This is a genomic window from Trinickia sp. EG282A (assembly GCF_040965455.1).
Taxonomy (GTDB): Bacteria; Pseudomonadota; Gammaproteobacteria; order Burkholderiales; family Burkholderiaceae; genus Trinickia; species Trinickia symbiotica.
In genome coordinates, this window is record NZ_JBFRCC010000001.1 from 705,391 (window position 1) to 727,336 (window position 21,946).

At 61.3% G+C, this 21,946-nt stretch carries 20 protein-coding genes; 13 read left to right on the plus strand and 7 right to left on the minus strand.

The features are described 5' to 3' along the window. The first annotated feature begins 179 nt into the window (after window positions 1-179). Entirely contained in the window at window positions 180-479 is a 300-nt protein-coding gene (locus AB4Y31_RS03225; RefSeq protein ID WP_368673437.1) for a hypothetical protein, read from the plus strand. 91 nt (window positions 480-570) lie between these two features. On the opposite strand, the gene AB4Y31_RS03230 is transcribed toward AB4Y31_RS03225, so the two are convergent. Beyond that, complete coding sequence (locus AB4Y31_RS03230) at window positions 571-1,026, minus strand: MarR family winged helix-turn-helix transcriptional regulator (RefSeq protein WP_368672679.1); 456 nt, start codon at window positions 1,024-1,026, stop codon at window positions 571-573. A 138-nt stretch (window positions 1,027-1,164) separates the two neighbouring features. On the opposite strand from AB4Y31_RS03230, the gene AB4Y31_RS03235 reads away from it, so the two are divergent. The 7 genes from AB4Y31_RS03235 to AB4Y31_RS03265 all read left to right on the plus strand — a co-directional run bounded on the left by AB4Y31_RS03235 (window position 1,165) and on the right by AB4Y31_RS03265 (window position 8,175). Further along, on the plus strand, window positions 1,165-1,656 hold the full coding sequence (locus AB4Y31_RS03235) for a flavin reductase family protein (RefSeq protein ID WP_368672680.1): 492 nt from the start codon (window positions 1,165-1,167) through the stop codon (window positions 1,654-1,656). 101 nt (window positions 1,657-1,757) lie between these two features. Further along, window positions 1,758-2,993 (plus strand): acyl-CoA dehydrogenase family protein, encoded by a 1,236-nt coding sequence (locus tag AB4Y31_RS03240; protein WP_368672681.1) that lies wholly within the window; start codon window positions 1,758-1,760, stop codon window positions 2,991-2,993. 19 nt (window positions 2,994-3,012) lie between these two features. Then, the gene (locus AB4Y31_RS03245; RefSeq protein WP_368672682.1) at window positions 3,013-4,005 is read left to right on the plus strand and encodes an amidohydrolase family protein; all 993 of its coding nucleotides are present in this window, start codon (window positions 3,013-3,015) and stop codon (window positions 4,003-4,005) included. A 172-nt stretch (window positions 4,006-4,177) separates the two neighbouring features. Continuing rightward, the gene (locus AB4Y31_RS03250) at window positions 4,178-5,548 is read left to right on the plus strand and encodes an MFS transporter (RefSeq protein ID WP_368672683.1); all 1,371 of its coding nucleotides are present in this window, start codon (window positions 4,178-4,180) and stop codon (window positions 5,546-5,548) included. Window positions 5,549-5,568: 20 nt separating this feature from the next. Further along, window positions 5,569-6,669 (plus strand): maleylacetate reductase, encoded by a 1,101-nt coding sequence (locus tag AB4Y31_RS03255; RefSeq protein ID WP_368672684.1) that lies wholly within the window; start codon window positions 5,569-5,571, stop codon window positions 6,667-6,669. Beyond that, a complete protein-coding gene (locus AB4Y31_RS03260; RefSeq protein WP_368672685.1) occupies window positions 6,666-7,571 on the plus strand; it encodes an intradiol ring-cleavage dioxygenase in 906 nt (301 codons plus the stop codon). Before AB4Y31_RS03255 ends, AB4Y31_RS03260 begins: the two co-directional genes overlap by 4 nt. Window positions 7,572-7,710: 139 nt before the next feature. Then, window positions 7,711-8,175: a YaiI/YqxD family protein gene (locus tag AB4Y31_RS03265; protein ID WP_368672686.1), complete on the plus strand. Its 465-nt coding sequence runs from the start codon at window positions 7,711-7,713 to the stop codon at window positions 8,173-8,175. A gap of 41 nt (window positions 8,176-8,216) precedes the next feature. Here AB4Y31_RS03265 and AB4Y31_RS03270 read toward each other — a convergent pair whose 3' ends face one another. The 3 genes from AB4Y31_RS03270 to hemL are packed head-to-tail and all read right to left on the minus strand — an operon-like array spanning window position 8,217 to window position 11,307. After that, the gene (locus tag AB4Y31_RS03270) at window positions 8,217-8,855 is read right to left on the minus strand and encodes a riboflavin synthase (protein WP_368672687.1); all 639 of its coding nucleotides are present in this window, start codon (window positions 8,853-8,855) and stop codon (window positions 8,217-8,219) included. Window positions 8,856-8,875: 20 nt separating this feature from the next. Then, window positions 8,876-10,006, minus strand: a complete 1,131-nt coding sequence (gene ribD / locus AB4Y31_RS03275) for a bifunctional diaminohydroxyphosphoribosylaminopyrimidine deaminase/5-amino-6-(5-phosphoribosylamino)uracil reductase RibD (protein WP_368673438.1) — start codon at window positions 10,004-10,006, stop codon at window positions 8,876-8,878. Between the two features lie 17 nt (window positions 10,007-10,023). Then, window positions 10,024-11,307: a glutamate-1-semialdehyde 2,1-aminomutase gene (gene hemL / locus AB4Y31_RS03280; RefSeq protein WP_368672688.1), complete on the minus strand. Its 1,284-nt coding sequence runs from the start codon at window positions 11,305-11,307 to the stop codon at window positions 10,024-10,026. Window positions 11,308-11,611: 304 nt separating this feature from the next. Between hemL and AB4Y31_RS03285 the strand changes: the two genes are divergently transcribed. Both AB4Y31_RS03285 and AB4Y31_RS03290 read left to right on the plus strand, forming a co-directional pair. After that, the gene (locus tag AB4Y31_RS03285) at window positions 11,612-13,162 is read left to right on the plus strand and encodes an MFS transporter (RefSeq protein WP_368672689.1); all 1,551 of its coding nucleotides are present in this window, start codon (window positions 11,612-11,614) and stop codon (window positions 13,160-13,162) included. A 57-nt stretch (window positions 13,163-13,219) separates the two neighbouring features. Continuing rightward, the gene (locus AB4Y31_RS03290) at window positions 13,220-13,726 is read left to right on the plus strand and encodes a winged helix-turn-helix transcriptional regulator (RefSeq protein ID WP_368672690.1); all 507 of its coding nucleotides are present in this window, start codon (window positions 13,220-13,222) and stop codon (window positions 13,724-13,726) included. Between the two features lie 44 nt (window positions 13,727-13,770). On the opposite strand, the gene AB4Y31_RS03295 is transcribed toward AB4Y31_RS03290, so the two are convergent. Next, entirely contained in the window at window positions 13,771-15,594 is a 1,824-nt protein-coding gene (locus AB4Y31_RS03295) for a hypothetical protein (protein WP_368672691.1), read from the minus strand. A gap of 728 nt (window positions 15,595-16,322) precedes the next feature. Between AB4Y31_RS03295 and AB4Y31_RS03300 the strand changes: the two genes are divergently transcribed. From AB4Y31_RS03300 to AB4Y31_RS03310, 3 genes are all read left to right on the plus strand, one after another. Then, window positions 16,323-17,294, plus strand: coding sequence for an ATP-grasp fold amidoligase family protein (locus tag AB4Y31_RS03300; RefSeq protein WP_368672692.1), 972 nt, complete (start codon window positions 16,323-16,325; stop codon window positions 17,292-17,294). Further along, on the plus strand, window positions 17,295-18,071 hold the full coding sequence (locus AB4Y31_RS03305; protein ID WP_368672693.1) for a DUF6875 domain-containing protein: 777 nt from the start codon (window positions 17,295-17,297) through the stop codon (window positions 18,069-18,071). It abuts the gene before it with no gap. 121 nt (window positions 18,072-18,192) lie between these two features. Beyond that, window positions 18,193-19,173: a methyltransferase gene (locus AB4Y31_RS03310; RefSeq protein WP_368673439.1), complete on the plus strand. Its 981-nt coding sequence runs from the start codon at window positions 18,193-18,195 to the stop codon at window positions 19,171-19,173. Between the two features lie 23 nt (window positions 19,174-19,196). Here the strand turns inward: AB4Y31_RS03310 and AB4Y31_RS03315 are convergent, their stop codons facing one another. Both AB4Y31_RS03315 and AB4Y31_RS03320 read right to left on the minus strand, forming a co-directional pair. Beyond that, window positions 19,197-19,652 carry a response regulator gene (locus tag AB4Y31_RS03315; RefSeq protein ID WP_368672694.1) on the minus strand — a complete coding sequence of 152 codons (456 nt, stop codon included), beginning with the start codon at window positions 19,650-19,652 and terminating at the stop codon, window positions 19,197-19,199. A gap of 25 nt (window positions 19,653-19,677) precedes the next feature. Next, entirely contained in the window at window positions 19,678-21,942 is a 2,265-nt protein-coding gene (locus tag AB4Y31_RS03320; protein WP_368672695.1) for a PAS domain S-box protein, read from the minus strand. Between the last annotated feature and the right edge of the window lie 4 nt (window positions 21,943-21,946).

Consider the following 21,946-nt stretch of genomic DNA (forward strand, 5'->3'; position numbering starts at 1 on the left):
TTATGGCATTGCCCGATTATTCATCCGCGAAGAAAAGTGATATCGGTTTTACCCTCTTTGTCGCACGCCCGCGAATCCCTACACTGCCTCCATCGAAGTTCAAGACCGAGTGCTGCAAAGGGCCAAACAAGGCTCCTGGCACTTCCCGAAAGACACGAAAACTCATCGGAGGTATCACCATGAAGACCAAGCTTATCGCCGCGCTGTTGATCGCATCGTCCGCCGCTTTGGCTGCCCCGGCTTTTGCCAGCGGCCTTGGCCCGGCGCCTTTCTACCGCCCGGAAGTCGGCGCACCGGCTTCCCAACGTGGCCAAAGCGTCCAAACGCTCGCCGCCGAGCAGTTGGCAGCCAACCCGGATGTCGGTGGCGTGCAAGCCGGTTCGTCGCATAGCGGCGCAAGTGCGACGGTGAACGCAAGCGATTCGACCTATCGTGGCGAACGAGACGCGTATGTACGGGTGGGGCGTTCGGCGTTCTGACGAAATCGACTCGCACGATTGCTGAGGGGAGGCTGTCGCGGGTTCTTCGCGACAGCCTTCTTGCGTTTACCGCTCTCGGCGCCCCCCTGACTCATTCCGCGGCGACCGTCGCTTCCTCTTCGATGATATCGAGCAGATCGTAAATGTCGGAGAGCGTCTTCTTCAGCGTTTTCAGCGCTGCCGGCGAAAGCTTGCTTACCGCCACTTCCTCGAAATGCCGGGCGATCGGCATCAATTCTTTCAATGTCCTTTCGCCGGCTTCCGTCAGGTTGATCGCGACTGTTCGTGCATTGTTCTCCAGCCTGCTGCGGGAGACGAGCTTCATCTTCTCCATCGTGCCGATGAGGCGCGACAGCGTGGACAGCTCGACCGTCGTCATGGCCGCCAAGTCGTTGAGCCGCTGATCGGGCACCTCTCGTAACGCCGCCATCACTCGATACATCGGCAATGTGATGCCGTATGCCGCGATCCGGCGCGAGAACAATTCCCCCATCCTCACGCCGACGCGATTGAGCAGATAGGGGAAGGAATCGGTGAACTTGTACATGGGGCATACCTCTCGCAGGATTCCGTCATTCTATCAAAGCAAGAGTTTCATCCGCATTATTTGCTTTGCAAACAGTTGCAAATGAAAGTATAGTGAATGCAACACGGTGCTTCGAGGCCCGGACATCAAGGAGACGATATGGACACCCTGGCCGTACATCATCCGCCCGTCGGCACGTCGTTCCGTGCTGCGATGCGTCGCATCGCATCGACGGTAACGATCATCACGGCCAGCGATGGCCATCGTCGCCACGGCATGACGATGACCGCGGTCAGCTCGCTCTCGATGGATCCTCCATCGATGATCATATGCGTCAACCAATCCACTTTTTTGCACGACATCCTCATGTCTGCGCGGCACTTTTGCGTGAACGTGTTGACGCACGATCAGGCCGAAGTGTCGAAAGCATTCAGCGGCGCATCGTCGCCTGAGGAGCGTTTCTCCGTAGGCGAGTGGCTCACACATGGATCGGGCACGCACTACCTCTCGAATGCCCAGGCCAACATCGTTTGCCGAAAACATGCGGCCATTCCGTTCGGCACACACACGATCTTCATCGGCAGTGCGGACGACGTGATGCTCGGTGATGACGCGCGGCCGCTCCTTTACCGCAACGCCGCCTATTGCTAGTGCAAACGGCGCGCATCGTAGACGCATCTGGCGGTTCGCAACGGCTTTGCGGTGCCCGCTTCGCCGAAGCCGCCGACACAACTGACAATTGGAGGTGACCCATGATCGTTGTAGAACGAGAAGCAGGGGCGGCCGCGCAGCGCGGTGTCGACCGTCCCTCGGTTGAAAACCTGCGCACGCGCATCGCTGGGCTCGCCGCATCGATCAAGGCCCGCGCCGCTCAAGTGGAAGCCGAGCGCCGGGTTCCGATGGACATCATCGAGGCGCTGCGCGGCGCGGGGTACTTCGATGTCGTCAAGCCCAAGGCCTTCGGCGGCTTGGAAGGTGACTTTTCCGGGCTTGTCGATCTGAATATCGACTTGGCGAAATCATGTGCATCGACGGCATGGGTGGCGGGGCTGCTCGCAGCGCACCAGTGGCTCGTGGGTTCCTTTCCCGCCCAAGCTCAACATGACGTCTGGGCCGCCAACCCCAATGCGCTCGTTTGCGGCTCCTATGCGCCCGTGTGCCAAGCGCAGGCAACAGATGGCGGCTATCTGATCAGCGGCCGCTGGAGCTTCGCGAGCGGATGCGAATGCGCACAGTGGTCTCTGTGCGCCGCCGTGTTGCCTGCGGAGGGTGACCGCGAGAAGCCGGCGCCGGCGTTCCTGCTCGTGCCGGAGACGGATTACACGATCGAAGATACCTGGCACGTCATCGGCCTCGCAGGGACCGGCAGCAAAACGCTCGTTCTCGACAACGTATTCGTGCCGGCACATCGGGCGCTTCTCTTTTCCGAGACGACAAGCGGCGAGACGCCCGGCGCGAAGCTCTATCGTCACCATCCCGGATTTTCCATTCCCATGCTGAGCGCCATCCCGTCGTGCTTGGCATCGGTCGCCGTGGGCGCTGCCCAAGGCGCGCTCGAGGACTATCTCGAGCGAACTGCACGACGCGTCACGCGGGGCGCCGTTGCCGGCGGGCAAAACCGCATGGCCGAGTTCGCGACGATCCAATTGCGGGTGGCGGAAGCGACCGCAAGCGCGGAAGCGGCGCGCCGGGTTCTCATTGCCGACCTGCGCGATCGCGAGGCAACCGTCAACGCCGGCGAGGCCGTGTCCGTCGAAGAGCGAATCAAGAGCCGACTCGGCCAGGCGTTCGCCGTCTCGCTCGCCATCCGAGCGACGGAAGCGTTGAATGCGTCGACCGGAGGGCAGGGGCTCGACCTCGCCAATCCGATCCAACGCGCTTGGCGAGATGCCAATGCGGTGGGCCGGCACATCAGCATGAATTGGGACACCGTGGGCACGATGTACGGGCAGCTGGCGCTCGGACTCGAGCCCAAGGGTCAATATTGACGCGAACGGAGCATGGACGATGTTTAAAGCAACGCGCAAGATCGCGCTGGAAGAGCACTTTGCCATCGAGGAGACGGTCCAGGATTCGGCAGGGTTCGTCCCGCCCTCGTACTGGGGCGAGTTGAAGAGCCGCCTTCTCGACATCCAGGGCCGCCGTATCGAGGAAATGGATCGAAACGGCATCGAGGTCATGATCCTCTCTCTGAATGCCCCGACCGTGCAGGCCATTCCCGACACGAAGGCGGCCTACGATCTGTCCCGGCGGGCGAACGACTTTCTTGCCGAGCAGATCGCGAAGCGTCCTGATCGCTTCAAAGGGTTTGCCGCACTGCCGATGCAATCGCCCGAGCTCGCGGCCCGTGAGCTCGAGCGCTGCGTGAAGGAGCTCGGCTTCGTCGGAGCCCTCGTCAACGGTTTCTCGCAAACGGAAGGCAGTGATGACGTGCTCTACTACGATCTGCCGCAGTTTCGCCCATTCTGGGCGGTGGTCGAAGCATTGGACGTGCCGTTTTACCTGCACCCGCGCAATCCGCTCCCCACGCATGCACCGATCTACGACGGCCACCGATGGTTGCTTGGCCCGACGTGGGCATTTGGTCAGGAGACGGCGGTTCACGCGCTACGCATGATGGGCTCGGGACTCTTCGACGAGCATCCGCGCTTGAAAATCATTTTGGGCCATATGGGCGAGGGGCTGCCCTATAGCATGTGGCGTGTCGACAACCGCAACGCATGGGTGAAGACGAAACCGAGCTACCCCGCCGAGAAGCCCATCGCGGAATACTTCCGCGCGAATTTCTGGCTGACGACTTCGGGCAACTTCCGCACCCAAACGCTGATCGATGCGATGCTCGAGATCGGATCCGACCGCATCCTCTTTTCGGCGGACTGGCCCTTCGAAAACGTGGACCACGCGGCGCAATGGTTCGACGACGCATCGATCAGCGAAAACGACCGAATCAAGATCGGCCGGACCAACGCGGCACGGCTTTTCAAGTTAGGCGACGTTTGACTCGAGGCCAGGCCGCGTAGCCCATGGGCGGCTGCAGCGAGCTTTCTGCTTGCGGCCCATGCCTGGCTCACCCGCTGCACTGCGGCAGGGGGCTACAAGAAGAGACCGAAGCGCGACCGAAGCGCGACCGATGCCGCTCGCGCATCGGAAACATAAAATGGAGTGAGACACCATGTATGACGAAGTCATCGACGTGCATGAAGAACTATCGGATGCACCGGTCGGCCGGATGCACGTCAAGCTCGGCATCTTGTTGGCCTTGCTGACGCTGTTCGACGGCTATGACACATTCAATCCGGCCTACGTCATTCACTACGTGCGCGGGCCATGGAGCCTGTCGTTGCAGCAGGCGGGGATGCTCGTCTCGAGCGGCCTCGTCGGCTTTCTGCTCGGCGCGGCCGTGCATGGAGCGATTGCGGACCGATGGGGCCGGCGTATCACGCTGCTCGGCGGCTTATGGATCACGACGATTTTCTCCGTGCTGACCGCTATCGGGGGCCATTCCTTTACCAGCTTTTGCACGCTGCGCGTGTTGACAGGCCTCGGCCTCGGGGTGCTGCTACCGCTCTCGACCACGTACATCAATGAACTCGCGCCGCGGCGAAACGCGAATACGTTCGCGCTCTGGGGCGTCGCGCTGGGCTGGGCGGCGGGCGGCGCGGCGGCCGGCATCGTGGGGGTGTTCGTGACCCCTCGCACGGGTTGGCAAGGGCTTTACTGGGTGGGCTCGCTATCGATCTTGCTGATTCCTTTCGTCCATCGCTATTTGCCCGAATCGCCGAAATTCCTGCTGCTCGGCGGGCGCGACGAAGAACTCAAAGCGATTCTGAGCAAGCTTCGCCCCGATCGGGCCGCGGCATATCGTGACCACGGCGTGGCGCGCCATCGCGCGCTCGCGCGAGCCCCGGTGCTCGCATTGCTGGCGGTGCCTTACCGCAGGCAGTCTATCGCGATCTGTGCCACGAGCTTCTTGAGCCTCTTTTGCATATTCGGACTCTCCGGATGGATTCCGACACTGATGCAGGCGCGAGGCGAAACGTTCGCCGCGAGCTTTGCATTCGGCGCGCTCATGCAGGTCATGTCATTCGTCGGCGGCCTCGTCTGCGGTCACCTCGTCGATCGCTCGAATCGTCCGCGTCAATGGCTTTGCGCGTGGTGGGCGGTAGGGGCGTTTTCCGTGCTGGCGCTCGTCTTCTTTCATACGCATTGGACCAATTTCGCGTTCAGCGCAGTAGCCGGCTTTTGTATCATCGGTGGGCAATTCGTGCTGAACAATTTCACGGCGGCCTCCTATGAAACGCAAATGAGGGCAACCGCGGTCGGGATGGAGCTCGCGATCGGGCGGCTCGGAGCCATTCTCGGCCCCTTCATCGGCGGCGCGCTGCAACAGGTGTTCGGCGGTTCCAACGCGATGCTGGCCGCGATCGCCGTTGCGGCGGCGGGCGCTGCCGCCTGCGTGGTGTTTGCGACGAAGAGCGATACTGGACAAGAGCCACGACAAGGCGAGGCCGACGAGCCGATTGCAAGTGCGGCGCGAGGGTGATGACCACGAGCGGGAAAGCGATGATCTCTAACCTACCTTTTGTGTATGAAGCGTTGCCCATGCGCGTGTTGTTTGGCGTGGGCACGCGCTCGAGCGCGCGCGACGAAGCGCTGAGACTCGGCATATCGCGCGTGCTCATTCTCTGCGGTCCCGCTCACGAAGGCGTTGCACGGGAGATATCGCGCGAGCTGGGCGACCTGCATGCAGGCACGTACGCCGGCGCACGGATGCATACGCCCGTCGAAGTGACGGAGCAAGCGCTGGCACTCGCGCGCGAGCTGCGTTGCGACGGCACCATGGCCATCGGCGGCGGTTCCGCCACGGGCCTGGGCAAAGCGTTGGCGCTTCGCACCGATCTCCCGCAGATCGTCTTGCCGACGACGTATGCAGGGTCCGAAATGACGCCCATCCTCGGTGAAACGAAGCAGGGCGTGAAGACGACTCAGCGTAGCGCGAAAGTCTTGCCCGAGACGGTGATCTACGATGTGGATCTGTCGATGGACCTGCCGGTGCACCTGAGCGGCGTGAGCGGCGTCAATGCGATCGCGCATTCAGTCGAGGCGCTTTACGCGCGCGATGCGAACCCGATCGTCGGTGTGCTCGCGCTAGAGAGCATTCGCGCACTCGTGAACGCACTGCCGGCCATATGCGCCGATCCCCACGATCGGGCCGCTCGCACGGGCGCGCTCTACGGTGCCTGGCTTGCCGGCATCTGCTTGGGGGCGGTTGGCATGTCGCTTCATCACAAGCTTTGCCATACGCTGGGCGGCAGTTTCGACATGCCACACGCCGAGACCCACGCCGTGGTTCTCCCGCATGCACTGGCCTACAACGCCCCGGCGATACCGGAGGTCATGGCGCGGCTGCGCGATGCATTGGGCGTGGACGACGTGCCGGCGGCGCTTTACAACCTCAATCGCGCCATAGGGGCGCCGCGCGGGTTACGGGAGCTCGGCATGCCTGAGGATGGCATCGACCGATGCGTCGAACTGGCGCTGGCGAACCCGTACTGGAATCCGCGGCCATTGGAGCGCGCACAGCTTCATGGGCTCCTCACGCGTGCCTATCTGGGGGACGCACCGTCGATCGATCTGAGCGTAAATCAAGGGGCAGGATCATGAGCGCACATGGGAAGGCGGCATTTCCGTTATTCGATGAAGAGCATTCGGCCGACATCGTCAACGCCAGGATCGGGACCGAGGTCGATCCGCGAACGCGTCAGATCGCCGAAATCGTCGTCAAGCATTTGCACGCGGCGGTCAAGGAAATTGGGCCCACCCATGAGGAGTGGCTTGCAGCAATCCGATTCCTCACCGATACCGGCCATATGTGCACCGATTGGCGACAGGAGTTCATCCTGCTCTCCGACGTTCTCGGCATCTCAATGCTCGTCGACGCCATCAACCATCGCCGCCCCGGAGCCGCCACGGAAAACACGATCCTCGGCCCGTTCTTCGTCGAGGGGGTTCCGTTCTCGCCGTCGGGAGCGAACATCTGCCTGGACGGGAAGGGCGAGCCACTCGTCGTGCAAGCGGAAGTCGCGGACATCGAAGGCAATCCGGTGGAGGGGGCAGTCGTCGATGTTTGGCAGACCAACGACGATGGGTTCTACGACGTTCAGCAAAAGGGCCTGCAGCCCGACGGCAACCTGCGCGGCAAGTTTCAAAGCGACGCGCAAGGTCGCTTTTGGTTCAGGACGGTGAAGCCGCGCGACTATCCGATTCCGGACGATGGGCCGGTGGGTAAGCTGCTCGGGAAGCTCGGCCGGCATCCGAATCGTGCGGCCCACATTCATTTCATCATTCAGGCGCCCGGTTACGAAACGGTGATTACTCACGTGTTCGCCCCCGATTGTCCGTACCTGGCCGAAGACGCTGTCTTTGGTGTGAAAGAAAGCCTAATCGGGCGGTTCGACAAAGTAGAGGATCCCGCGCGGGCCGACTCATTCGGGCTGTTTGGCCCCTTCTGGCTCACGGCGCCGCGATTTGTCCTGCAACGCTCAAAACAGGAAGGTTCGCGATAGGCGCCTGGCGTTAGGCGGGGAGGGCGACGCCCCGTACGATTCAAAGCGTGAGTTCTTGAGGTGGACTGCGAGACGAGCCGTTTTCGCCTCGCGTCACACGGTATGATGGCCGCCACCTCGTTCCATTGGAAGCGCCGCGATGCAAGTGCTGGTTGATGCAGATGCCTGTCCCGTTGTTGTCAAGGACATTCTTTTTCGGGCTGCGCGGCGTACCAAGGTGTGCGTGACGCTGGTGGCAAATCGGTATCTACGCACGCCGCCTTCCCCCTTTATCAAAGCGTTGCAGGTCCCAGCGGGGTTCGACGCCGCGGACAATCGAATCGTTGAACTGGTCGGGCCTGGCGATCTCATCGTTACCGCCGATATACCGCTCGCAGCGGCGGCGCTGGATAAGCGAGCGTATGTCCTCGATCCGCGGGGAAATTGGTTTACCCGCGAGAACATCCTGGAGCATCTGACCATGCGAGACGTGATGGATCAGCTCCGCGGCTCAGGTGTCGCGACCGGCGGCCCGACGGCCTATGCCCCGTCCGATAGCAAGGCGTTCGCTGCGCAGCTGGATCGATTTCTTGCGCGGCGTGGACCGGCGTCTGCGGGCGTTTGACGGTGCGTCCGGCAGCGACGGCGACTCTTACAGCAACCGAATCATTTCAATGACTCAGAGCCTTCCTTCGACGCCCCGAGCATCCGCTCCACATACCGCGCAATCAAATCGACTTCGAGATTGACCTTGCTACCCGGCGCAAGATGCTTGAGCGTCGTCACTTCGACGGTATGCGGAATCAGGTTGATCGAAAACTCGCACCCGTCCTCACGATCGTCGACGCTGTTGACGGTGAGGCTCACACCGTTGACCGTAACCGAGCCTTTATAAGCGAGGTACCGCCCGATTTCCTTCGGTGCGACTACGCGCAGTTCATGCGATTCGCCGACTGGCGCGAACCGAGTCACGGTACCGAGCCCATCGACATGCCCCGAAACGATGTGCCCGCCCAACCGCTCATGCGCCGTGAGCGCTTTCTCGAGATTGACTTCCGCATCCTGCTGCGCGAGCCCCACCGTGCAATTGAGGCTTTCGCGCGAGACCTCGACGTCGAACGTCTTTTCCGTCTTCGCGACAACCGTCATGCAGGCACCCTGAATGGCGATGCTGTCGCCGATCGCGACGTCGGCGAGATCGAGCGAGCCGGCCCCGACTGTCAGCCGCACGCCCGCTTGCTCGTCGTGACCAAGCGGCTTGATCGCTTCGATGCGGCCGACGGCCGCGACGATTCCGGTGAACATGATGTGTCTTTCCTCGTTGATCAGGATTGCGGCGTGCGCGGCGCTTGCGCCGTTACGCGCGCGAGAATGCGCAAGTCGTCGCCGATGCGATCGACCGAGTGAAACGCAAGCCGCACGCGGTTTTCGAGCGTGGCAGGCGCGGCGATATCGAACATGCCCATCGCATCGACACCAAGCAGGCTAGGCGCAAGGTAGACGAGCAACTCGTCGACACATCCATCCCGCAACAGCGAGCCGTTCAGGTTGTGCCCGGCCTCGACGTGCAACTCGTTGATCCCGCGTGTGCCGAGCGCCTTCAGCATGGCCGGAAGGTCGACCTTTCCCTGCTCGTTCGGGAGCGCAACGACTTCGATGCCGCGCGCCGCGAGCGCATCGGCGCGGCTGCCGTTATCGGCATCGATGCGTCCACAGAAGACGAGCGGCGGGGCGCCTTCGAAAATCCGTGCTTCGAGCGGCGAGGCCAGCCGGCTGTCGATGAGCACGCGCAGCGGCTGACGCGGCGTCTCGACTTCCCGCACGGTCAGTTGCGGATTGTCTTGGCGCACGGTGCCGACGCCGGTCAGAACCGCGCAGGCCCGCGCGCGCCAGGCGTGACCGTCCGCGCGCGCCGCCGCGCCCGTGATCCATTGGCTCTCGCCTGTGGGCAAGCCGGTCCGGCCGTCGAGCGAGCCGGCGACCTTCATCCGCACCCAAGGTCGTCCGCGCGTCATCCGCGACACGAAGCCGATGTTGAGCTCGTGTGCTTCATTGGCGAGCAATCCGCAGCGCACGTCAATGCCGGCTTCGCGCAGTATGGAGAGCCCTCGCCCGGACACCTGCGGGTTAGGGTCCTCCATCGCCGCGATCACGCGCGCGACGCGCGCTTCGACCAGCGCATTGACGCAAGGCGGCGTGCGGCCGAAATGACTGCAGGGCTCGAGCGAAACGTAAGCGGTAGCGTCGCGCGGATCGTGGCCGCGCCGGCGCGCATCCTTCAATGCCTGCACTTCGGCATGATCCTGGCCGGCCGGCTGCGTAAATCCTTCGCCGATCGTGACACCGTCTTTCACGAGCACGCAGCCGACGCGCGGGTTCGGCGTCGTCGTGAAAAGACCGCGCCGCGCGAGCGCCAGCGCGCGCTTCATGTGGCTGAAGTCGTCTTCCGAAAACATCGAGTGCGGCTTGCGCATCATGCGGCAAGCGCCGCGAAAGCACTGCGCGCGGCGTCGAGCGTGGCGTCGATGACGGCATCGTCGTGCGCAAACGAAACGAAGCCTGCTTCGTAGGCCGAAGGAGCAAAGTAGACACCCGCATCGAGCATCTTGTGAAAGAACGCATTGAAGCGGGGGATGTCGCTGCGCGAGACGTCGGCGAAGCTCGCCGGCACTTTGTCGGTGAAATAGATGCCGAACATGCCGCCGACGGCATCGGCCGAGAACGTCACGCCGGCCGCCCGCGCCACGGCGGCCAGGCCGCTGGCGAGCTTCGCCGTCTGCTCGCCCAGGCGCTCGTAGAATCCGGGCGCCTGAATGAGCTGCAATGTCTTCAAGCCCGCGGCGACCGCGATCGGATTGCCGGACAGTGTGCCGGCCTGATAAACGGCGCCTTCGGGCGCGAGGTGCGCCATGATGTCGCGCCGGCCGCCGAACGCTGCCGCCGGCATACCGCCGCCGATCACTTTGCCGAGGCAGGTGAGGTCGGGCTCGATGCCGTAGAGCGCCTGGGCACCGCCCAGCGCCACGCGAAAGCCGCACATCACTTCGTCGAAGATGAGCACGGCGCCGTGATGCGTGCAAAGCCGCCGCAGCGCTTGCAGAAAATCGGGATTGCCGCGCACGAGATTCATGTTGCCCGCAACGGGCTCGACGATCACGGCGGCGATCTCGTCGCCGAATGCCGCGAACGCGGTTTCGAGCGCCTCGGTGTTGTTGTACTCGAGCACGCTCGTATGTTTCGCGATATCAGGCGGCACGCCGGCCGACGTCGGATTGCCGAACGTCAGCAGCCCCGAGCCAGCCTTCACGAGCAGGCTGTCGGCATGGCCGTGGTAGCAGCCCTCGAACTTGACGATGCGCTCGCGCTTCGTGAAGCCGCGCGCAAGCCGCAGCGCGCTCATCGTCGCCTCCGTGCCGCTCGATACGAGGCGCACTTGGTCGATCGACGGCACGAGCTTGCGGATCTCCTCCGCGATCTCGATTTCGGCCTCGGTCGGCGCACCGAAAGAGAAACCGTCCGCGAGCACGCGCTGCACCGCTTCGAGGACCTCGGGATGAACGTGGCCGAGGATCATCGGCCCCCATGAACCGATGTAGTCGATATAGCGCACGCCCTCGGCGTCCCAGAAATAGGGGCCTTGCGCACGCGCGACGAAACGCGGCGTGCCGCCGACCGAGCGGAACGCGCGCACCGGGGAGTTCACGCCGCCTGGGATCGACCGTTGGGCGCGTTCGAAAAGAGCTTCGTTGCTGGTCATGAGATGGGGCCTGCTCGATGTAAGGGGCTCACCAGGGCGGACCGGCGGACTGCAATGCCGATGCACCGCGCGGGCGGAGCGAATCGTCAAATTGTACCGGAGCCGGCGAATGTGCCGTTTTCACGTGGTTCTGGCAGGCGGAGGGAAGACGATTCCCCTTACGAGAGCATGGTTGCAAATTAAAACTTATCTGCCTAGCATTCGATGGGTTTCATATTGAAACCAAGTCGTCGCAGCGAAAGTCCTTCGCGCCACGCGGATTCGTGGCGCTGTCGGTCCATCAACCCTCTCGGAAGAATGACCCATGGATATCTCTTACTCCCGCTCCGGCAAGAACTCCATTGCCTTGGCGGCGCTGTGCCTGGCCCAACTGATGTTCGCGCTCGAAATCTCGAGTGTGCCGGTGATTTTGTCGACACTCGAAAAGGTATTGCAGGCGGACTTCAGGGACCTGCAATGGATCATGAACGCCTACACGATTGCGTGCACCACCGTGCTGATGGCCTCCGGAACCTTGGCGGACCGGTACGGCAGAAAACGTCTTTTCGTCATCAGCGTGATCGTATTCGGGCTCGCGTCGTTGCTTTGCGGCCTGACGCATAGTGCGCCGCTCTTGATCGCGGGCCGGTTCGTCCAGGGGATGGGAGGCGGCGCGATGCTCATCTGCCTGATCGCGATTCTTTCGCACCAGTTCAACGAAGGCCAGGAGCGAATCAAGGCGTTCGGCATCTGGGGCATCTTTCTCGGCTTCGGCTTGGGCTTCGGACCGATCGTCGGCGGTGCGATCGCCGCGCTGTCGGGGTGGCAGTGGGTGTTTCTGATTCATGGGCCGATATCGATTCTTACGCTCGTGCTTGCGCTCGGCAGCGTCGACGAATCCAGCGATCCCGAGGCGAAGAAACTGGACGTTCTCGGCATCGTTACGCTGTCGCTCGCCGTGTTCGGCCTCACGTACTACATCACACAGGGATCGGAGTTCGGCTTTGCGAGCCGCATCGCCTTGTACGTCATCGCCGCTACCATCGCGAGCTTCATCGCCTTCCTGCTCGTCGAGAAGATCAACCCCCATCCGATGTTCGATTTCTCGGTTTTCCGCATCAGAAGGTTTTCGGGCGCCATCATGGGTTCGATCGGCATGAACTTCAGCTTCTGGCCGTTCATCATCTTTTTGCCGATCTATTACCAAAGCGCGCTCGGCTACGATATCGTCGTCGCGTCGCTTTCGTTGCTGGCCTATACGCTCCCCACGCTCGCCATCCCTCCATTCGCCGAGCGCCTTTCGCATCGCTATCAGCCGGCCATAATCATTCCGCTGGGCCTGTTCACGCTCGGAGCGGGGTTCATGCTGATGCGGCTTGGCGCGGGTTTCTCGCACGCCAGTGGATTGACGATGCTTCCGGGCTCGCTGATCGCCGGCGTCGGACTGGGGCTGACCAATACACCCACCACGAACACGACCACGGGTTCCGTTCCGTCCAACCGCGCGGGCATGGCTTCGGGCATGGACATCAGCGCGCGGTTGATCACGCTTGCGATCAATATCGCAGTCATGGGGCTGGTGCTCGTCGCTGGGATTGCCGACTATTTGCGAGGCGTGTTGCCAGGCTCTTTCGATGCGGCGCAACTGCAAACGCTGGCCGAGCGAATCGCTGCCGGGAACTTGCCAGCCCTTGCGCAAAGTTTCCCGCGGTTCGGCCAAATGGGCGCGTCCGGGGCGATCGCTCATGCCGCATTAGCGCATGGTTTCCAGTGGGTCATGCTCTATGGTGCGTTCGGCGTATGGGTTCTCGCGGCGATCAGCGCCATCATCTTCCGCGCTAAAAAGGCGCGGCGGCTTGCCGCTCGTAGTACCTGATCTGCGCCCTCAATTAGAATAGACGTTGTGTTCTGGATGGTGGTGCGGAGGCGCGTCATGGTGAAGCGAACGAGTCACAGGGAGGTGCCGTGTTCGATCGCGCGGCCCTTGGACGCGATTGGTGATTGGTGGTCTCTGCTCATCGTCCGGGACGCCTTCAACGGTCTCGAGCGCTTCGGCGAATTCCAGAAAAGTCTCGGGCTCGCCAAGAACATTTTGTCCGCGCGGCTTCGCACGCTCGTCGAGCATGGCATCCTCGAGGCCGTTCCAGCATCCGATGGCAGCCCCTACCAGAAATACGTGCTGACGCAAAAAGGCCAGGGGCTGTTTCCGCTTCTCGTCGCATTGAGGCAGTGGGGAGAGGATTATTTCTTCGAACCCTCCGAGTCGTACGTGCGGCTCGTCGACAAAGAGCAGGGCCTGCCGCTCAAGCGCCTGGAGGTTCGCTCGCAAGACGGGCGACTATTGGGACCGGCCGATACGGTGCTGCTACCGGCCGAGGAAGGGGGATCTCGACGCTCCGCGGCGTTCGAAGGAGAAGATCTTCACCAAGAATCGAGCTGATCGGCGGATGCGGGCTCCGCGAGAGACGCGGGGCCAATCCGAAGTTACTGCCCGGTATAGCCGAGCGGCGCGGTGACATTGGCCTGGATGACGCTGGCGTTCGTGGATACGACATATTGCGGCGTCTCGGTCAGCGTCAGTTGCGCCACCCCGTTCGTGTAGGCAACCTTCGTCGGATTGCCCATCATGTCGAACACTTCGACGTAGCCGCTGGTTCCCGGCGCATCGACGGTGAGCGCGTAGCGCTTGCTGTAGGTGGGGCTATAGGCGCCCGTCGAAGTCGGCCAAGCGGCGTTGTTGTGGGTCCACAAGGCCGTGATGACCTTACCGCCGCCCAAGCGCTGGAAGGCGTAGCCATACACCATCGAGGGCAGGCCGTTCAATCGCCCGAGCGTTTGGGTGCCGTCGATGATGCGCGTCATGGCGGCGAACGCCATGGCCTCGGGCTTGGGGCTCAGGTTGGTTGCGCCGAACTGGCCTTGAGCGTGCGAGAGGTCGAAGAACGAGCCGTAACCGCAATCGCCCGGGTAATCCGCTCCGTAGAAGAAGTAGGTCACCTGTGCGCCTTCGCCGAGAATGATCAGGTGGGCGCGCGCCGCGACGGCCGCTTGAGCGAAGAGTTGATTCGCCGACGGGGAGTTCGGACCGTAGGTGACGCCCGGGTCGTAGCTGATGCCAAGCTCGGTGGACCAGAGCTTCATATTGGGCTTGATGCCTTGCATGGTCGAGCGCAGCGCCTGCATCTGCTTGTCGAGCGAATTGGCGACCCAAGCGGGGTCGGGGTTGGTGTCGTACAACTCGGGCGGATGCGCGGCGTAGGTGCCCGCGTTGTAGTAGCCGTGCGTCGCGATGCCGTCGATGTACTGGCCGAGCCCCAGGGCCGCGTAAGTCTGCAGAACGCCGCCCGTGCATGCCCCCTGGCAATTGGCAATAAAGGGATTCGTCGTGCCCATGACGACCGCGTTCGGGTCCGTCGAGTGCAAGCCGTTGTAGACGGCCTTATACATGGCGACGAAGTTCGCCGGCGAATCGGCCCACTGCGGCTCCCAGGTCACCTGATAGTAGTTGTTGCGCTGATTCGGAAAATACGCTTTGCGAATGGCCTCAGTGTCCTCCCCCACGCGCGCCATGTACCGCTCGTAATAATCGAGGTCAACGGGGAGGTGGCTGCTATCCTGATGTGCTCCTATCGGACTTGCCCAGTCGGGTATCCCATCCAGCCGCACAAGCCGCATCACCTTTCCGTTCTTATAGACGGACGCTACGCCGTTCACCGATGGTTTCCAAGCGTTTGGCCGCTTTGGCTCCGTGACCGACAGCTGACGATCGTCGATCGTTTGTGAAATCCCCAGGGCCGCCAGCATTTGAGGGTAGCCGTTGAATCCTTGCATGCCGAAACGATGCTGATCCAGGTGCGCGAACGGGACGGCAGGCAGGTATGCGGACACATTCGGCAAGATGCCGAACGTTGCGATGCCTGACGGGCGGGTGCCGGCGCGCGGCAACGCTCCGCCCGCCGCGGACAACGTCGCGGACACCGCAAAATAACCGCTTACCCTGGATCTGCACGAAAGCGTGGTCGTGCGAGTGCCGCCGGCGACGGGAAACGTACCGTTGACCTCGACATTGCCCAGGTGGTCTCGGATCGACCATACGACGTTGTCCGCTGTCGGGGTGGCCGTCACAAACGATACGCGGAATGGACTGCCTTGCGCGAACAGGCGTGTCCCGTCGGTGCTCGGTGTATCGGCTGCGATCAATCCGTTGGCGAAGCCGCCGGATGTCGTCGATCGCCTAGTGCAAACAATCGCCCCGGCCGATGGCCGCATCGAGCCGGACGCCAATGCCGGCGCCGACCGCTGAGACATGCTTGTGACGAAATCGTCGCGTGACGATATGCCGGTGAACGGGTTTTTTTCGCTTCGCGCATCCACGCGCGGGAAGCCAAGGCTCGCAAGCACGTACAAACCAGCGATAAAAGATCGCCATGTGACGTGACGCGGATCCATCGCAGCGCAAGCAGATCGGGTACGCACAGTATCGCCCGTTCAATGTCGGCTTAACGAAACGAGGAACGAGCAAGAAGCACACCGCATATCGGCGGTGGGTTTATCGAACGTCGCAATCGGCGGCTCGCAGGACAGTGAAAGGCGCCGATATTCTTTTCTCCATGACGCCAACCACCCTCGCGCTCCATGCCTGCTGCCTGCTCGAAATATGGCTCGGCGTTACGTCATCGTTACGTAACGAGTCGCCACATGCCGAGGAGGGCGAGGCTGTCATTGGGAGATCGATTGGGAGACGCGCGCGCGCTTCCGTTGATCGGGCCGTCGTGGCTGTCGCGCTCCGGCTCATGCTCGAACGAATACACAAACGTTGGCATGGTTTCTGCGGAATACGAGCGCAGTGCTCTCGGCAGTGCAGAGAGAAAGAGCGATCGCACAAGCGATAGTCGCTGCGAGATGGCTGACATTTTGAAGAAAGCGGGGGCTGCGATGGCGGGGAAAGATCGGCAGACGTGTAGGAGCGAATGGAGACGAGTCCATCGGGGACATGCGCACGACGCGCACCTCGGTTGCTGCAACGTACACTTCCAATGACGGGCGGCTCCATGTCCAGGCCAATCGAAAAGGTCGCAGGGGCGCGCGTCGGCTCCTTGCATTTGCATGAGCGCACGGAGCGCTTGAAGCAGGTCTTGCGCGATGCAGGCGATGGATGGTTGCGTCGAGCGAAATACCTTTTACCGGATCACGTGTTCCTGGCACTCTCGCATCGCAGGAAGATCGGACGGTTTCCGAGGTTCAGAAATCCTGAGACTTTCAACGAGTTGATTTTGGCTCGATGTCTTCATCCGAATCCCCGATGGAGCAGGCTGGCCGACAAGCTGGCTGTTCGCGACTACGTCAGGGACAGGATCGGCGAGAAATACTTGATCCCGTTGATTGCGGCGCCGGACGTATTCACGCAAGAGATTTTCAATTCGCTCCCTGCTTCGTTTGTCATGAAAGCGAATCACGGGTCAGCATTCGTTGAAATCGTTTGGGACAAATCGAAACGATCATTCGACGAACTGCGGGCAATAGCTGACAGGTGGCTCCACACCGACTACTACCGCCAAGGGCGAGAGCGGCACTATCGTGCGATCAAGCCACGTATCCTGTTCGAAACGCTGCTTCTCGACAGCTCCGGCAAGATCCCGCCGGACTTCAAGATGAACATGTTCGGCAATTCCTCTGACGGGCCGATCATCTATACAGGCGTCGTGCAAGACCGCTTCGGGAATGAGCGCATCGATCTCTACGACGCGCAATGGCGTACGCTGGATTTGGAGTTGGGCGACTTTTCCGGAAGCGGGGTTCCTCCACCGCCCCCGCCCAATTGGGAAGAGGTGATCAGAGTTGCCACGCGTTTGATGGAAGGGCTTGGCTACGTCCGCGTGGATCTTTATGTCTTCGACGACAAAATTTACTTTGGCGAACTGACGTTCACGCCCGGTGGAGGGATCTTTCCGTTTTCCCCCGATCGCTATGATTACGAATGGGGGCGTCTTTTCAAGGCAATGACTTGATTGACGATCGAAATGATGAACATTGCCAGAAATTCCGATCCAGCCCAGGCTTCGATCGAGGCCGCGCTTGTCGAGATCGAACGGTCGCTGTACTTGTCAACCGCAATTCACTCGATCCCGGATGCCAACGTTGCGGCGACGTTTAGTGCCGGACTCGAATGGATGAAGCGATTTGTCATGCGACCGCACCCTCACCTCGGACGGAGGGGGGCTGTCTGTCCGTTCGCGCGGCCGGTCCATGAGGAGCCCGCTTTATACTTTTGTACGTTCGACTGCGGCGGCATGAACTTCGAGACGTTTGTGGAAATTATGCTGCAGGTACCGAAGCTCTACCGGCGAATCGCAGCCGGCTTTTCCGGTCGATCCGATTTGCTGTCGTTGTGTGTCTTTCCGAGAGGCCTGTCTGCAGCTTCGTATTACAAGTTCATAGATTGCGCGCACTCGATACTCAAGCCGATCTATATGAGCGCGGGGCTGATGATCGGGGAGTTCCATCCGCTAAGTGCCGTCCATGGGGCGCATTCCGACAAGATATTTCCTTTGCGCGCGGACGTGCCATTTTTTGCCATACGGTCGACGACCGCGCATGACATCTTGTTCATCGATCGAGAATCAGGCTCCGCTGGTCAACGCATTCATGAGCTCGAGTGCTACCTGGACTCGGCGGGTGAGTTATTACCAGATGACAAGATCGAGCGTATCCGAGCGCGCATCGAGCAGCTCAAGTCGCAGCTCGTCTCCGAGCAAGATCCTGCCGATACCGTGGCTTCGCGATGATTCGCTTCGGAGCACCAGGGCAACGCGGGTCGATCGAATCTTAGTTTTTACCAACGACAGGAAGCTGTGAGCGGATATGGACGAGCTTTCATGGGAAGAGTGGCAATCGCTGTGCGAGATCATGAACGGTTATATCAAGACGCAAGTCCTATCGACTGCGTGCGACCTCGAGGTCTTCGATGTCATCGAGAAAGGAGCGACGGTGGCTTCGTTGCCCGAGACCCTCGGGATCGACGAGTACGGGTGCCGCGTGCTTCTGTTAGGGCTCAAGGCGTTGCAGCTCATCCGTGTCGACGCATCAGGGGTGATACACAATCTGCCGCTGGTGCAGCGCTGCCTTTTGCGGGACTCGCTGCGCTCGATGGTGCCGTTCGTCCACCTCAACGACAAAATCCAGCACAGGGCGTGCTTGCATTTCACGACAGCATTGCTGGAGCGGCGCAACGCAGGATTGGATGAATTCGAGGGCGATGCCCCGACGCTGTATGGACGCATGGCTCAGAATCCGGGAATGGAGGCGCTGTTCCATGAGGGGATGGGCGCCTATACGCGTCTCTCGCCGCGCATGATGGACATGAAGGAACTGGCGGAGGTTTCGACGCTGCTTGACGTGGGCGGCGGCGATGGCACGAATGCCATCCGGCTGGTCGAAAGGTACCCATCGCTCAAAGTCGTTCTTCTGGATCTTCCGTCCGTCGTTCAGAAAGCGCGCCAAAACATCGAAGCGCTCGGGCTCTCACAGCGGATCACTTGCGTCGCGGCGGACATGTTTTCAGATCCGTGGCCGCACGGTTGCGATGGCGTCATGTTTTCGCACGTGGTGGAAATCTTCGGCCCCGAAAAGATCAGGTTTCTCTACGAAAAAGCACGCGCCTATCTGGCCCGCGGGCAGCTCTTCATTTGGACCTTGATGTGTGATCCGGACGAGTCCGGTGGCCTGCAGGCAGTGAAGTCTTCGCTCTACTTCCTCACAGTCGCGAGTGGTGAGGGGATGGCTTATCCCGCCAGCGACCACCGCCGTTGGTTGAAGGAAGCGGGATTTTCTCTGATAGCCGAGTACGACGCACCCGCCATTAGTCATGGTGCGCTCGTTGCCTGCTGACCGCCTTCAAATTGCGTAGGGACTCAAGGCTGCTTGATCGGGGGCAGGGTAACAACGCCGAGCCAGAAATCGTTGATGCTGCGAACGACTTCCGTAAATTTCGAAAAGTCCACCGGTTTGTTGATATAGCAATTCGCATGTAGGCCGTAAGATCGGACCACGTCCTCCTCTGCCTTGGACGTGGTCAGGATCACGACCGGGATCGTGCCGAGCTCCGGATCGGCTTTCAATTCCTCGAGCACCTCCCGGCCGCTTTTTCTCGGCAGGTTGAGATCGAGAATGATCATGCCGGGTCGGCGAGCCGTCGCATACATCCCCCGACGTCTGAGATACTCCATGGCAGTCACCCCGTCCTCCACCACATGGAGCGGGTTGAGCACTTTGTAATGCTCGAGGGCTTCGCGGGTCATCATGACATCGGTCGGGCTATCCTCCACCAGCAGGATGTCGGCCAGGTTGCCTTTTGCATCGACAAGCATGGACCACCTCTATCCGGTTGAACGGCTAATTCGATGGACTGCCCGGGTCACGCGGCAGTGTAAAAAGGAACGTGGTGCCGTTGCCCGGATCGGACTCGACCCAGATACGGCCACCGTGGTGTTCGACGATGCGCTTGCACAGTGCCAGTCCGATTCCCGTGCCGGGGTAGTCGCGACGCGTGTGCAAGCGCTGAAAAATGAGAAAAATTCGTTCGAAATACTGCGGATCGATGCCAATTCCGTTGTCCCTGACATGGAACACCCAGGCATCGCTGCGAGCGTCGGCTCCCACGTGAATTCGCAAAGGGCGGTCTTTGCTGCGGAATTTGATCGCGTTTCCCACCAGGTTCTGAAAGAGCAAGGAGATCTGCGTGGAAATCGCATGAACCACCGGCAAATCCTCATGGACGATCTGGGCGCCGCTCGCCTCGATCGCGGCGCTCAGATTTCCGAGTGCATACTCCAGCGCCTGCGCGGATTCCGTCGGTTCCCAGGGTTCCGCGGACCTTCCCATGCGTGAGAACGCAAGCAGATCGTCGATTAGCGTCTGCATCCTGCTCGCTCCGTCGACGGCGTGCCCGATATATTCGTCGGCCCGTGCGTCGAGTTGCCCTTGATAGCGTCGTTGCAAGAGCTGAAGGGGCCCAGCGATAGCTCGCAGCGGCTCCTGAAGATCATGCGAAGCGACGTAGGCGAACTGTTCGAGGTCGCGATTGGAGCGGGCTAGCTCCTCGGTTCGGTGGCGCAGCTCTTCCTCGGCCCGTTTTCGCTCCGTGATATCCGCGATGGCCGCAAGCACGAACGAACCCGTGGAGGTCTCGACGGGATTGAGTCCAATTTCCACCGGAAATTCCGAGCCGTCCTTGCGCTGACCGTTGAGATCTCGACCTTCGCCCATCCGACGCGCGCTTGGCGCAAAAAAGAAGCTGTCGCGGAGTCCCGGATGCGCGGCGCGATAACGTTGCGGTAGCAGCTTTTCGACAGGTTGGCCGATCAGCTCATCGCGCTCATATCCGAAAATCGATTCGGTCAACGCATTGACCAACGTGATACGCCCGGTATGGTCCGCCATGACGATCGCGGTAGGCGCCGATTCGACAGTTGCGCGAAAGAGCTCCTCTTGCCGCTTGCGCTCGGTGATGTCCACGATGGCCGCCAGAACGTACATTCCCTCGCTGGTCTCGAGCGGATTGAGGCCGATCTCCAGCGGCACTTCAGTACCGTCCCGGCGCAGCCCGTACAGGTGGCGGCCCGCACCCATTGGGCGGTTGCCCGGATTCTCGCAGAATGCGGACCGGTAGCCTGGGTGCTCGCGCCGATAGCGCTCGGGCACGAGCAGCTCGATGCCTTGCCCAACGAGTTGGTCGCGAGCGTAGCCGAACACCTTTTCGGTTTGAGAGTTCACCAACACGATTTGGCCATCGCGGTTGATGATGATCATTGCGTTGGGCGCTGCCTCGACGACTTGTCGGAAGCGCTCCTCGGCCTGCTTGCGCTCGCTCACCTCCTGCAGAAGCATTTCATTTGCGTGCTCGAGCTGATCTCGCGAAACGGTGGTCTTTCTGAGCGCCTCGACCATATGATTGAACGCCCGTGAAAGCTCCCCAATCTCGTCGCTCGACGTGACGGCGAGCCGGTGCTCGAGGTCGCCCGCTCCAACGATGACCGTGCCCTCACGCATCAGCGCCAGTGGCCGGATGATGCTTCGCAGAACAAGGATCACTGTCGCCACGAGCGTCACCACCGCTACCGCTGCGAATAGCATGGCCGCTATGTTCATCTGCTCCTGGGCGTTCCGCACGCTGCGCCTGGTGCTGTCGGAAAGGCTGAGCGCGTCGGAAATCATGTCCTGCGTGCGGTTCAGGATCTGCCCTGTCAGTCGGATCTCGAGTTCCTGCATCACCGCGTCGTTGGTACCGACGGTTTGCACTCCGTTACGATCCTGGAGCAATTCAACAAACAATGCTTCGATGTTCGCTTGTCGATGGCGAAGGTCGTCGACCGTGGCCCTCTCCTGGCCGCCGGCGAATCGGGTCGCATCTGAGAGGAGTTTCGCGAGCGACGCGTTTCGCAATTGCCACTGGGCGCGCGGGCGCACTTCGTGGCCGCGCACATACTCCAGCGTGAGGTATCGGAGCGAACTGACCGCGTTCAAAATGCTGCTGGCGGTTTCGTTGTTGGCGAGGTCCGTCTTGACCTGCTGACTGGCGATGAACAGCATGGTGCCAATGATTCCCATGGCAAGCGCCGCAAATAGTCCGGTCAGCGCGAGGCGACTCGATATTTTCATAGGC

Excerpts from the sequence above, each read along its gene's own strand:
- AB4Y31_RS03225 (WP_368673437.1), top strand. The coding sequence starts at position 180 with ATGAAGACCAAGCTTATCGCCGCGCTGTTGATCGCATCGTCCGCCGCT.
- AB4Y31_RS03230 (WP_368672679.1), bottom strand. The coding sequence starts at position 1,026 with ATGTACAAGTTCACCGATTCCTTCCCCTATCTGCTCAATCGCGTCGGC.
- AB4Y31_RS03235 (WP_368672680.1), top strand. The coding sequence starts at position 1,165 with ATGGACACCCTGGCCGTACATCATCCGCCCGTCGGCACGTCGTTCCGT.
- AB4Y31_RS03240 (WP_368672681.1), top strand. The coding sequence starts at position 1,758 with ATGATCGTTGTAGAACGAGAAGCAGGGGCGGCCGCGCAGCGCGGTGTC.
- AB4Y31_RS03245 (WP_368672682.1), top strand. The coding sequence starts at position 3,013 with ATGTTTAAAGCAACGCGCAAGATCGCGCTGGAAGAGCACTTTGCCATC.
- AB4Y31_RS03250 (WP_368672683.1), top strand. The coding sequence starts at position 4,178 with ATGTATGACGAAGTCATCGACGTGCATGAAGAACTATCGGATGCACCG.
- AB4Y31_RS03255 (WP_368672684.1), top strand. The coding sequence starts at position 5,569 with ATGATCTCTAACCTACCTTTTGTGTATGAAGCGTTGCCCATGCGCGTG.
- AB4Y31_RS03260 (WP_368672685.1), top strand. The coding sequence starts at position 6,666 with ATGAGCGCACATGGGAAGGCGGCATTTCCGTTATTCGATGAAGAGCAT.
- AB4Y31_RS03265 (WP_368672686.1), top strand. The coding sequence starts at position 7,711 with ATGCAAGTGCTGGTTGATGCAGATGCCTGTCCCGTTGTTGTCAAGGAC.
- AB4Y31_RS03270 (WP_368672687.1), bottom strand. The coding sequence starts at position 8,855 with ATGTTCACCGGAATCGTCGCGGCCGTCGGCCGCATCGAAGCGATCAAG.
- ribD (WP_368673438.1), bottom strand. The coding sequence starts at position 10,006 with ATGTTTTCGGAAGACGACTTCAGCCACATGAAGCGCGCGCTGGCGCTC.
- hemL (WP_368672688.1), bottom strand. The coding sequence starts at position 11,307 with ATGACCAGCAACGAAGCTCTTTTCGAACGCGCCCAACGGTCGATCCCA.
- AB4Y31_RS03285 (WP_368672689.1), top strand. The coding sequence starts at position 11,612 with ATGGATATCTCTTACTCCCGCTCCGGCAAGAACTCCATTGCCTTGGCG.
- AB4Y31_RS03290 (WP_368672690.1), top strand. The coding sequence starts at position 13,220 with ATGGTGAAGCGAACGAGTCACAGGGAGGTGCCGTGTTCGATCGCGCGG.
- AB4Y31_RS03295 (WP_368672691.1), bottom strand. The coding sequence starts at position 15,594 with ATGTCTCAGCGGTCGGCGCCGGCATTGGCGTCCGGCTCGATGCGGCCA.
- AB4Y31_RS03300 (WP_368672692.1), top strand. The coding sequence starts at position 16,323 with ATGACGGGCGGCTCCATGTCCAGGCCAATCGAAAAGGTCGCAGGGGCG.
- AB4Y31_RS03310 (WP_368673439.1), top strand. The coding sequence starts at position 18,193 with ATGAACGGTTATATCAAGACGCAAGTCCTATCGACTGCGTGCGACCTC.
- AB4Y31_RS03315 (WP_368672694.1), bottom strand. The coding sequence starts at position 19,652 with ATGCTTGTCGATGCAAAAGGCAACCTGGCCGACATCCTGCTGGTGGAG.
- AB4Y31_RS03320 (WP_368672695.1), bottom strand. The coding sequence starts at position 21,942 with ATGAAAATATCGAGTCGCCTCGCGCTGACCGGACTATTTGCGGCGCTT.